We start from the raw sequence: 11890 nt of genomic DNA on the forward strand, positions 1-11890 counted from the left end.
TGAGAGGTGATTAATTGCGTGATGTAAGTAGTTGGGGATTTTATGGATATGGTGTAGATAGTACACTAGAAAAAATTGAATTATTGGCACCTGAAAGAACACCAAATGAATCAGAGGGACATAGAAGATACATATTGAAATATCCTAGAATTTTTGAAATCGGAATTTCTTGGGAGGATATTACAGAGTTAATTGCATCACAGGTAGGGAAGCTTTTGAAGTTGAAAATGATGGATGTAGAAATTGTTCAAAGAGAAGGTAGAAGAGGTGCTCTTTTAAAGAATTTTGTGCCTTATAGAGGACAATTTTTGGAAGGTGGTTCGATTCTTTCTGATTTTGAGGACTATGAAAGCCCTATCTTGTCAGAACTAAAAGGTGAAGATTTAATAAACTTTGGTTTGGATATGATTGAAAAGCTTCCTTTTTGGAAAGATATTAAGAAGGAATTCATCGCAATGAATTTTTTTGATATTTTAATCGGAAACCAAGATAGGCATCCGTTTAATTGGATGATGCTTTATTATGAAGATGGTAAGAAAAGTTTTTCTCCTATATATGATAATGGCGCATCACTTGGCTTTAGGTTTGATGATGAAAAATTAAAAATGTATTTGTCAAATGAAATTCAATTACATAAATATATAAGAAATACGAAAGTTAAAGCTGGATTATTTGAATACAAACAGGTTAAGGCGAAGGATTTAATTAAAGTATTGAAGAATAGATATATTGAGGAAAGTAGTATTATCATTTCTCATATTGAAGCTTTTGATTTCTATAAGTATGAAGGGTATATTGACCGAAGTCTTTTTTTAACCGAAAGGCAAAAGGAATGGTTAAAGCTAATTATTTCAATTAGACAGGAATATATTTTAAAATGGTATAAAGGGGAGGAAAAGATATGAATAAACATGAATCGCTTTGGTTAGTTTGGCAAAATGTTAATACTCGCTTATTTTATCATGTGGGGACATTATCATTTTACGATAACCAGTATACATTTCAGTACACATATCAAAGTAATGGTCCTCAAAAAATAAATGACGCTATAAAGAATGGTTATTTATTACATCCTATGTTTCCAGATTTGAAAAAGGAATACAAATCCAAAAACTTATTTGGAGCATTTAAACGTCGATTACCATCGGAGATTCGAGTGGATTTTAAAGAAATTTTGAGCGATTTAAGCCTTTCAGAAGGCTACTCTGAAATGGAATTGCTTGAACGTACTCGTGGAAAATTAGGTGGAGATCAATATTCTTTTGAAAAACCATTAAAAATTATTGACGGCATTTTAAAAACTTCATTTTATATTAATGGTATGTCTTATCAAGATTTACCTCAAAATTGGTTTGAAGTTTTAAAGTCATATAAAAAAGTTATTTTAAAATTAGAACCTGAAAATCCAGTAGACGAAAATGCAATTGCAATTTATACGGGATTTAAAATCAAGTTAGGCTATGTCCCAAGATTTTATGCATCAGGGATATCTGCATTAATAAATAATGGAATGTCACCTGAAATTTCTGTTAACTATATAAATGAGTCAAGTACATCAAGTTGGTGGGTTAAATTAGATTTTGAATGTGAAGTACCTGAGATAAATAAAACAAATTTATCTAAAATGGATCCAATCTTCGAATCAGTAGTGTGAACTACTTATTTATAAAGAGCTTGGAACATAACTAAATGGTTCTTTCATAAAGTCGAATAATCTCTAAATTAACAAAAGACGATAAATTGAAAAACCGAACTATTCCAAAACACTTTATGAGCGTTTCATTGAATAGTCCGGTTTTTTTGTTGGCTGAAACACTTATGTCCCAGTTTCTTTCATTGTTAATAAAATACAAGACTAATGAAGATTGATATAATTTAGTACAAGGAGATGAAAGATTTTATAATGAAAGTAATATTAGCAATTTTTCTTGGTATCATAACTATATTTGTCTTAGCAATATTTACAAATACTATAATGTTATTAAATACATTTCCAGGATTCGTTCAGGGGGATATTGGAAATTGGATAGGGTTTTATGGAACACTAATAGGAGGTCTATTAACACTAGCTGGTGTATTTTTAACTATTCAATTTAATAAAAAACAGATTAATGAACAAGAAACTATCCGAAAGGAAGCAGAAGCGAAAAATAAAAATTTAAATACAATTAAAATTTTATGGGAGATAGAATTAAGTCTCACAACGTTAGTTAAAGAGTTAAGGATCCTAGCAGAATATATTGAGGGAAAAATTAATACCATAGATGTTCATGAATATGCTCTATTAGTGAATGGAAAATTAGATAGTAAATTTTATAAAAAAGATATAAAACCTAATTCTGAACAAATAAAAAATATTTTAGGTAAAGTTGGCTTTGATTATACATATGAAAAATTTATTCAGATACAAGACCAATTATTAAAAACAAAAGATCGTTTTGATAATAAAAATTTACAAGTTAAATCTGCAGAAGTAGATTGGGATATTTATGAAAAAATTAATTCTATCGCGAATGAGTTATATGAAATATTCGATACTCAAAAGTGTGTAACAACGATAGATTCTAATCATTTATCGGTTTTTAAATCATAGTCAGGGCTAATTATAAAAAAGTTAAACGGTATGATGGGTATTGGAGCAAAGGTTTCAGGTCTTATATATTCAGTTAGAGAAAAAAGAAATAAGATTGAAAAACAGTATTTTAATATTTTCTAAAACCTCCAGTTAATGTGGTGGGGTGAACCTAATGAGTAAAAGCAATAAATTGTGATACTATTCTAGATGATTTCAAAGGTAAGAGCTGATTGCATGGATGAAAGAATCCCTCTTAAAATACAGAGGGATTCTCAAGCTTTTATACAAGAAGTGTCTCAATACAAATGACATGTCCTTTGTATGATGTTTGTTAATTTTTATTCATGGGTGATTTTAATTGTATTGTACTTTGTTAGTAAGAGATTAAGAGGAAAGTAAATTAGAGGGAATGGCTGATAGAGGCTATTCTCTTTTTATTTAGGTATAAAATGGAGAGGAGGAAGTGAAATGTTATATTTTGTGTTGGGTACAGTAGTTGGGATAGCTTCTAGCATATTATCAGATATAATGTCTTAAATATAAGAAAGGCGAGGCAGATATTATAAATAGCAATTAAAGAAGACATGATACAAAAGACACAGGCTTTTAAATTAAGATATGTATAAATGTTTGCTTATGCAAGTGCAATATATGGTATATTATATTTAAAATGATTCCATATATTGGGGTGGTAAAATGGATTTTAATATCTATAAGATATTTATTGATAGGGAAGAATTTATAAATATTTTACGAGAAAAGGGAATGGAAAGAAAAGGTGAGAGAATCACACATGATAGTAAATTAATAATAAATAATGAATCGGTAGACCAATTTGAGATTGAAATTGATTTTTTCTTTAAATTATCTGGAGAAGAAAGTGTTGAGATTGATTGGTTTAATTACTGGTCTTCTATTTTTGATTCAATACAAAAAGAAACAAAGATAATTGAATCAGCATATGGAATGATTATACTGTCAATTCATCAATCCGTATATGCAATCTCATTAGGGCGAGGTCATAGCTATGCTAATAGTTATTCGGATATGGATTTTGGTTTTGATGTTGCTGAAATAATTCATGATGAAGAGAGTGTGGAGGTAAAGGGTTCAAAATTCTTTAAACAAACAAAATCTAAATCTCTAACACAGTATAACTCTAATAGTATCGTTGTCTCTGAAATAGGGGAGAGTCATGAATTTTTAATTAGCAAGATAAAAATGAAAGAAAAATATAAGCATTTCCATTTATTTAGTTATGAAAAAAAAATAAAGTTCAGTAATTCTGTTAAAGTGGAAAGCGATTCTTATCAACCTCTACAAATCATAAAAATTGTGCATGAATTACATTACATTTATGAAAATGAAGATAGGTTGGGTAATTTGCCCAGAATGATAATTATAAAAGACACAGAAGATAATGCACCAATGCTTTCAGATTTAAATAATAGACTATTAACGGCAATTAAATCAAATAATGAATCTGTAAGTATTGCATATTTTATTGAAGAAAACGGAGATATGATAGTCAATCCTTTTAGTGATGAGGAAGTAGCACTTGTTTATGATAGAAAAACTTATCCACTAACAAGTTATTCTATTGATGCTATTTCAAAAGTATTATCGGATATAAACTGTACAGATATAACAAAGGCTTCAATTCGAAATTTAACAGATAAAGAAACAGTAAAGATTATTAAACTTCTAGATTTCACTACTAAATATCGAGGCGAAAAAGATTACTCTTTATATAAAGGGAAATGGGCAAGTTTTAATACTTCGTATATTAACTTTATTGAGCAGCAAATTAATAGAGTTAATGAAGTTACATTTTATAATCCACCATATAACTTAACTCAAGATAAAATAATAAGCGGTAGAGAAATACAAATAAGAAATACTGAAAAATATGACCAAAAACCTAGTTATGCAGAGTATCCATATAATATTTACTTAGAAAATAAATACGGATTCATACTTTTAGATAGAAAAAGGGAACATCCATCGTATAAATTTGTGGAGTTTGCAGATTTATACGATAGTAGTACTAAATCACTGATTCATGTAAAAATTGGAGATACAACAAGTTTAAGATACTGTATTCAACAGTCTTTGCATAGTACACAAATTTTTAATACTAAGAGAGATGTTTTGGAAGTATATGAAGTAGATGAAGTCACGATAGTATCTATGCTATTTGTTTTAAAAAGCACTAGTATTATTTGTGATGACGAAAGGATTGATTTTTCTAAAAATAACTCAGTTTACTTCAAAATAGAACTAATTGAATGGTTGAATACAGTACAATCACTTGGATACCAACCGCAAATTATAATTGCAATAGATTCCCGTGGGACTAGTAGTGAAGAAAATACAGAAGAATTAGTTACAGAAAATACTTAGAACCTCACTTAGATGCGTCACGGTGAACCGTACCATAAGTAAGTGCGGTTTTAAAAAAGACCATTTAGGACGTTGAAAATTTGCAACGTCTTAGGTGGTTTTAATTTATTGAGTAAGAAAATATAAATTTCCGCAGAAGGTAACATTGAAAATGCTATTATTTACGTTTATGGCAAAGCGCTTTTGTTTATGATTTTAATTGATAGCCCCAAAAAATTTCATGGAAACAAAAAAGGCAACATCTCACAAGGAGATGCTGCGGTAGAATTCTTTGTTCCTGAAGAACTCTAATGGGTTTGGCACCCAATAACGCTAATTTGTTCAATCTAAAATTACCATTATTCGGTGTCAATAATTGTTGTTTACTACTTATATAATATAGCATAGCAACCTGTGATATATTAATTAATTATGTATTCTGTGTATACGTTACCATTTAACCTCTGTAGCTAATAAATTTTACATTAGGAAAGTTATAAATGAATAAAATAAGCTGTATAGAAAGTTAGATTTTTACTAACTTCTATACAGCTTATTATTTTTAATCCCTATATAATGTGCTTTAAAACATGCATCTCACTCTAAAAAAACCGATCATGTATGCCACAAATTTGCGCTGGGCATAAACATAATCAATGCATAGTCAGAGCTATTATCGTTAACTTTTTATTGCTAAGCCACTAAAAGAAATCGGTCCAACAATATTTGCTTGTGTGTTAGGTGTAATGTTCTCAACAAAAACCTGATAGAAGCTAGCGCCAGCTGGTAAGTTGGAATCAATAGCTTGGAATGTAAAGATATAGTTTTGTTCTGAACCAGCTGATTCTGCGCCATTTTGAGTATTATAGATTTCTTTCCCGTTACGGAAGATTCTAAATACAAGTTGAGAAATATTTGTAACTCCCGTCACACCAACGCTTGCAAGTAGCTCAACGTTATTATTTCTTGAAGCGGTGCCTGGGATGTTTATTTGAATCGAAGCTAAAAGAACTCTAAATGGAGCTTGTGGAATTGGAAAAGCAGTTTCTGGGTTAAACGTACTTAGAGGTTCAGTTGCTTGGTAATCAAGAACTTGCGCCATTTTATCACCTCCTTTTGCTAGGATACTATAAGATATGTTCTATATTAGAGCTCCGATTGTGTAGTAAACTAAGCCGTGCTATTTTTTTAAACTTTGTTTAGTTACCCGTTCTAGCTCTACTTAAATTTGTTGTGTGTAAGCTCTCAAATTAAAGTCATGTAGATGTATTAGGGAGAAATTTTTCATAAGTTTGAGGAATAAAATATGTGAAAAGGTATGTGAACATAGTTGTTTTTCATACCTTTTAGACGGGATTAAAGAAAGGTGTTTAAATTTGAGGTTGCTATTCTTTTTGCATTGAAATGAGCCAAATAAAATCATCCTCAATAATAATTTGTATGTCTTGGCCGAGGCTCATCAACTTCTCAGCTTTTAATTGTTTCGTACTTATACCACGACGTTTGTTCCCAAGAATAAGGAAATCTGTATCCTGTGTAACTGCCCCTTGCATAATCCCTCCATAAGCTCGTACTTTTTTCGCAGCTTCTGAACGTGTCATAGTGGAAAGGGCCCCAGTAAAGACGATTTGTTTATTATAAAACGGATGCATCAAGCATTCGGATGGGTCAGAAAGTAAGATGACTTCTGTGTTGTCCTTATTGTTGTTCATGTTTACTCTCCTTAATTGAAATGAAAGATTTTTACCTGAATTATAGGTGAGATTGATTGATACGATAGGATGTAGGTAACAAAAGAATGTCTCTCTACATTTAAACTATTCATGGAGAATAGTATCATATAGATCCGTTCTTCATGAATACTTGTATCAATAGATGAAAATAAATTGATTTCGCATACTTTTTTCCAAAAGAAGGATTTTATAAATATTGCCCGAACTATGGAATAAGAGCAGACAAAAAAATAAAATTTCTTATTAAACAAACTAGCTCATTAGCAAACGAAAAATAAGGGGAAAAGGATGGTTCATAGTGATTCAATTCCAAAAAGATAATATTACAGTTTTTCAAAGTGCATTATATATGACTACCTCGGCAATTATTCAAACGAATGAAGCAGTAATTATGACAGATCCTAATTGGCTACCTATCGAAATTGAAGAAATTAAGAGCTATATAAATGAGATTAAAGGTGATAAACAACTATATATTATTTATACACATAGCGATTTTGATCACATTGTTGGGTCTGGGGCATTCCCAGAAGCTAAGGTAATTGCCTCTAAACAATTTGATGAAAATCCTAACAAAGAAGACATCATGCAAAAAATTAAACAATTTGACCAAGGATATTATTTGAATAGAAGCTACTCACCTAAATATCCAACTGTAGATATTGTTGTTTCAGAAGATGGGCAAAAATTAGAATTAGATTCCGTTACCATGACATTTTATCAAGCACCTGGTCATACGAATGATGGTTTATTTACAGTTATTGAGCCTGTTGGTCTGTTTCTGTCTGGCGATTATTTGTCAGATATTGAGTTTCCATTTATTTTTAGCAACTATAAAGACTATGTAATTACGGTCAATAAAGCTGAAAATATTTTGCTTAATCATCACATAACGACCCACATACCTGGACACGGTACGACAACGCAAAATCAACAGGAAATTCAAAAAAGGATAAACAGTTCGAAGGATTACTTAGAGCAGCTTCTTCATGATAATGGAGAGTTAGAAAGTTATTTAAGTGAAGAATATTCATTTTTTGAAGGGATGAAAAGCATTCATACTGACAATAAGAAAATGGCTGATCAAGAATTTTAAGAAAGAATTGTGCTTACAATTAATGAGGAGGAAAATCAATATGATTCAAAAAGTTGGACAAGTCGGAATCCCAGTTAAGAAGTTAGATAAAGCAATATATTTTTATAAAGAAAAACTTGGACTTTCACTTTTATTTAATACTGATAGCATGGCGTTCTTTGATTGTAATGGATTGCGACTCTTGTTAAGCCTCCCAGAAAAAGATGAATTTACTTATTCCAGTTCAATTATTTATTTTCAAGTAGAAAATATCAGTAAGACTTATGAGGATTTAGTAAGGAAAGAAGTTACTTTTATTGATGAACCACATGTTGTAGCGAGAATGGGACAAACAGAAACATGGATGGTATTTTTTAAAGACTCAGAAGATAATACTCATGCATTAATGAGTGAGGTACAAGTTTAAGAAAGACCGTCTAAATAAATGAGCGGTCTTCATACTTTTTATCAGCCTCTTTAATACTTCATTTTTTAGAGTTAATCGCATATATTATTTCATCCTAAGAATATACTATTCAACTTAGTAAATCTTATCCTAATCACCATTTTTCAACTTTTATTTAATAATGAATTTTTTGTATTATCACCAAAAGTTGTGGATGAAATTTGTTAAGACGTATGCCTTGTATATAAGTTGATCTTCATTACGACTGGGTGACTCTTTGGGGATCAGCAATAGAGGAACGAAGGCTAAAACCACCACATCCTGTGATAACGCCTTCGCCCCAGGAAAGCGCCCAGTCGGAACGGAAATCAACCACACGTTAAGGTGATGAGCCAATTTTTTAGTTTGTTGTTATTCGCTAATTCATCCGTACATATTTTCTGCACATTTTCCAATACTATATCTAGGTTTTTTATCAAATTAGCAGGAAGGGAAGAGGCAAAATTGGCTAAGCACTCAGATATGAGCTGGAAAAAGGATCATCCAAGCACTTTGTTTGGGAACTCTGTCCAAAAGGCGGAGCGTTTGTTGAAGCATGTAAAGTCACATCCAGAGGAGATAGCGATTGAACATGCTTTCAATCAAATCGAACATGCAGAAAATGCATTTACGAATGCAAAGGAATATGGTGAGCATTTGGATACAGTCCAACAAAATAAAGAATACTTAGAGCAGATCAAGCAGCAATTACACGAAATGCAAGGTGAGCAGTAGACAGAAGAAATAAAAATAATGCTTTAAGCGGCTTAAGCCCTATAATTAAAAGGACTTAAGCCGCTTAATTGTATTAATTTTGTTTGCAGTAACTGCACTGTTAGTCTATTTTTTATGTGATCTGTCGTGAAGGATGAGCTTAACACCGGGGTGATGATTACCTTTCCCGGGAAATATTTTTTGTCTATTTTTAATATTCGCTTTAATTTGCGTTATCACAAAAGTAGGAATGATATTTACATATGTCATGAATATCATTGATTGGATAGGGGCGCCCCTGGACAGTACCAGTTGGAACGGAAATCAACTACATGTTCCTAATCTTAAATTAACACCAAACGATTATTTTATACGGTGTGGTTTGTGCAGGGATACTTCTTGTAGTAGGGCCGTAGATCACAATTAAATTTCGATTTGCTAGGTTTTTTGAAAAAGGTTGCCCATTTTTGAGGAAGATAAGTGTATAAGCAGAAAGATTTAGTTGTAATTGGCCATCACTACTCACTAATTGATTATTAAAAAAGTCGACTTTAACATTTTGATTGTTATTTTCCTTTACAACAACAAGTGCTCGATATTGAGGCGGGTATATTAAAGGTACAGGTGCATTCCCATCATAATATCCAGTAATCTGATCGCCGGGAGTCACAATTTCTTGGTTTACAAAGTAAGTAGAAGGAGAGATGACAAAATTGACGATGCCCTGAGTACTATCTTCAACTGTCATAAGCTTATAACAGCCTTCCTTTTCTCCATTTTGCCCAATTGGGAAATCATCAATTTGCGTAACGACACCACGAAATGATTTAAAGTTTACCATTGTTATTCCTTTCTTTATAAAATTTCAAGCAACCATTGGTGAGACAAATGTTCAGTATAACTATTGTTTACCCAAAGGAACTTATTTGAATTCAAAATAAAAAGAAAAACCAATCTTATAATAAGTGCTTTTGTACAGCATCATTATAATTTATGTAACATCTCCAATTTGGGTGACAGAGAGTGATTGTAAGGACAGGTTTATATATTATATGAATCAATATATACTTAATTGGCAAACTATAAACGTTATTTTTAAGAGGAGGGGAGCCTATTGAAGTGGATTTCTAAAAATAAGAAACTCCTTTTAATATTCATCATTATTATTATTTTCATTGCTGGTATACTCGATATCAAATATGAAGGATTATTCTTTCAAATATTACCTGAATCTGTTCAAAACTATTTAGCTGATATTTTCTAAGTAGAATTGCATTTCTAGGACACAAAGACTGGCTAAAAAACGAGTCTATTCATAGTTGGAATTGGATTTTTATCCAATTCCTTTATTTAATCTCAAGCAAAAATTCAAAAACAGCTTTATCAAATACATAAAGAACATATTAGTATCTCAGAATTTGAAGAATGGCTTTACGAAACACAAGAAGTTGAAAGTGTTTATAACAATGATTTTCACTTCAAGTTACTTGATTTGGATTATAGAAAAGAAGAAGAAAAGATAAAATTTCATAATATTGAAAGGGTGTTTAAAGAATAAGTCATGAAAGGATAAAGTGGTGGTGAGGCAATGAATGAAGTTGTAAAAGCAATTTTATCTCCAAGTAAAGAATATAAGGTTGAAATTATTAAAAGAAATGACGGTCTTTATACAATAGAGATCTTCAGATGGTTTGAGTGCGATATCGATTATTCATATGAGTATTGGAGTCCTATCACACAAGGCTTTTCACTAATGGATACAGAAGAAAGTGCAATGGAAATTGGTGTTGAACAATTAAAAGTATACTCTGGTGAAATATTTGACTTTTAACTTAATTAGCAACAGCGGTATATTTTGACTTGTACTAACAGGAATAGTTCCGAAGATGATTGCTTCTCGTCTGAAATCTGTTGACATGGAGTTAACTCCATCTTTTAAAGTAAAAGTATTAAAAGAATGGGGTGATGTGAATGGCTATTATTACTTATGTATTGATAGGGTTATACGCATTATTGACAGGGATTGCAGGCTTGCAACAATGGAAAGAGAATGGGCATCAAATACGAATATTCTTATTTGTGGTCTTATCCGTTAGTATTCTTGTAACGATATTTTTACCAAACAAAGCTTTTGTACTGATGTTACTAATCCTTGAATTTGTTCTGTTACATGTATTAGCAGTTGCAGAAGGGCTAGTAACAAATAAACAGCTAAGATATAGTCACCATATCGTTCGCTTCATCTTCCATTGTATACTGCTATTAATGGTTTATAAATTTATTTACTAGTAGGTGATGATCATAAAAATCAGTGAATTTGCTACATGTACTGGTCTTAGTAAAGACACTATCCGTTATTACGAAAAAATGGGTCTATTACATCCAGAAATAAATAACAAACATCGTGAGTATAACGAGGATCATATCGAAATCATTAGTACGATTCTTAAATTAAAGCAGTGTGGTTTTTCACTTCAAGAAATTAAAATACTTTTTGAATGGTCGCAAAATACTGATGAAAATGATGAATTGACAGAAGCGGAAATTCAAAACCTTCAAAAGATGAAAATATTATTTCAAAATAAGTATAAGCAGATGATTCAAAGAGAAAAAGAGATTAAACAAATAAAGCAAGTCTTATAACGTGCTGATTATAAAATGGAGCAGCTATTAGAAAAAAATAAAGGTTAGATAGGTGTTCTCATAAAAACCACTGTATTATTGTAAAATCCTGAAAACGACGAATATATTCTCCCTTCATGCACTTAACTAATAATAGGAAAAAGTAGAAATTGATTGCATTAGCTAATTTATTTACTGAGCGAAGAATAGGATGAGATTTGACTTCTTTGGTTAGACTAAATGAAATAACACTAGAAAATAGTGCGAAGATTCGATATATTTTTATATGTAGTGGAGCTGGTGCAAAAACAAGACTGGTTCCATATTTTTATGTTATTATATAG

Annotated in this window: 14 protein-coding genes; 11 read left to right on the forward strand and 3 right to left on the reverse strand. The window is 31.0% G+C overall.

What is annotated here, in order from left to right:
* The first annotated feature begins 14 nt into the window (after positions 1-14).
* From ACFCYJ_RS19935 to ACFCYJ_RS19950, 4 genes are all read left to right on the forward strand, one after another.
* Positions 15-905 (forward strand): HipA domain-containing protein, encoded by an 891-nt coding sequence (locus tag ACFCYJ_RS19935; RefSeq protein ID WP_376076135.1) that lies wholly within the window; start codon positions 15-17, stop codon positions 903-905.
* Complete coding sequence (locus ACFCYJ_RS19940; RefSeq protein ID WP_376076137.1) at positions 902-1654, forward strand: HIRAN domain-containing protein; 753 nt, start codon at positions 902-904, stop codon at positions 1652-1654. Before ACFCYJ_RS19935 ends, ACFCYJ_RS19940 begins: the two co-directional genes overlap by 4 nt.
* A 249-nt stretch (positions 1655-1903) precedes the next feature.
* Positions 1904-2593 (forward strand): hypothetical protein, encoded by a 690-nt coding sequence (locus ACFCYJ_RS19945; RefSeq protein ID WP_376076139.1) that lies wholly within the window; start codon positions 1904-1906, stop codon positions 2591-2593.
* A gap of 678 nt (positions 2594-3271) precedes the next feature.
* Entirely contained in the window at positions 3272-4978 is a 1707-nt protein-coding gene (locus ACFCYJ_RS19950) for a hypothetical protein (RefSeq protein WP_376076141.1), read from the forward strand.
* Positions 4979-5636: 658 nt separating this feature from the next.
* Here ACFCYJ_RS19950 and ACFCYJ_RS19955 read toward each other — a convergent pair.
* Together ACFCYJ_RS19955 and ACFCYJ_RS19960 are read right to left on the reverse strand one after the other, a co-directional pair.
* A complete protein-coding gene (locus ACFCYJ_RS19955) occupies positions 5637-6059 on the reverse strand; it encodes an exosporium protein C (RefSeq protein ID WP_376076144.1) in 423 nt (140 codons plus the stop codon).
* 283 nt (positions 6060-6342) lie between these two features.
* Positions 6343-6669 carry a BRCT domain-containing protein gene (locus ACFCYJ_RS19960; protein WP_376076147.1) on the reverse strand — a complete coding sequence of 109 codons (327 nt, stop codon included), beginning with the start codon at positions 6667-6669 and terminating at the stop codon, positions 6343-6345.
* Between the two features lie 319 nt (positions 6670-6988).
* Here ACFCYJ_RS19960 and ACFCYJ_RS19965 point away from each other — a divergent pair, with 319 nt between their 5' ends.
* From ACFCYJ_RS19965 to ACFCYJ_RS19975, 3 genes are all read left to right on the forward strand, one after another.
* Positions 6989-7786 carry an MBL fold metallo-hydrolase gene (locus tag ACFCYJ_RS19965; RefSeq protein WP_376076150.1) on the forward strand — a complete coding sequence of 266 codons (798 nt, stop codon included), beginning with the start codon at positions 6989-6991 and terminating at the stop codon, positions 7784-7786.
* Positions 7787-7826: 40 nt separating this feature from the next.
* On the forward strand, positions 7827-8192 hold the full coding sequence (locus tag ACFCYJ_RS19970) for a VOC family protein (RefSeq protein ID WP_376076153.1): 366 nt from the start codon (positions 7827-7829) through the stop codon (positions 8190-8192).
* Between the two features lie 483 nt (positions 8193-8675).
* Complete coding sequence (locus ACFCYJ_RS19975; RefSeq protein WP_376076156.1) at positions 8676-8945, forward strand: hypothetical protein; 270 nt, start codon at positions 8676-8678, stop codon at positions 8943-8945.
* Between the two features lie 328 nt (positions 8946-9273).
* Here the strand turns inward: ACFCYJ_RS19975 and ACFCYJ_RS19980 are convergent, their stop codons facing one another.
* On the reverse strand, positions 9274-9765 hold the full coding sequence (locus tag ACFCYJ_RS19980; protein ID WP_376076159.1) for a hypothetical protein: 492 nt from the start codon (positions 9763-9765) through the stop codon (positions 9274-9276).
* 273 nt (positions 9766-10038) lie between these two features.
* Between ACFCYJ_RS19980 and ACFCYJ_RS19985 the strand changes: the two genes are divergently transcribed.
* The 4 genes from ACFCYJ_RS19985 (at position 10039) to ACFCYJ_RS20000 (ending at position 11567) form a co-directional block, all read left to right on the forward strand.
* Positions 10039-10188 carry a hypothetical protein gene (locus tag ACFCYJ_RS19985; RefSeq protein WP_376076162.1) on the forward strand — a complete coding sequence of 50 codons (150 nt, stop codon included), beginning with the start codon at positions 10039-10041 and terminating at the stop codon, positions 10186-10188.
* A gap of 324 nt (positions 10189-10512) precedes the next feature.
* Positions 10513-10755 carry a hypothetical protein gene (locus ACFCYJ_RS19990; protein WP_376076164.1) on the forward strand — a complete coding sequence of 81 codons (243 nt, stop codon included), beginning with the start codon at positions 10513-10515 and terminating at the stop codon, positions 10753-10755.
* Positions 10756-10895: 140 nt separating this feature from the next.
* Entirely contained in the window at positions 10896-11213 is a 318-nt protein-coding gene (locus tag ACFCYJ_RS19995; RefSeq protein ID WP_376076167.1) for a hypothetical protein, read from the forward strand.
* A gap of 6 nt (positions 11214-11219) precedes the next feature.
* Entirely contained in the window at positions 11220-11567 is a 348-nt protein-coding gene (locus ACFCYJ_RS20000; RefSeq protein ID WP_376076169.1) for a MerR family transcriptional regulator, read from the forward strand.
* Positions 11568-11890 lie beyond the last annotated feature (323 nt).

It is taken from the genome of Lysinibacillus sp. NPDC056232 (genome assembly GCF_042267565.1).
Lineage (GTDB): Bacteria > Bacillota > Bacilli > Bacillales_A > Planococcaceae > Lysinibacillus.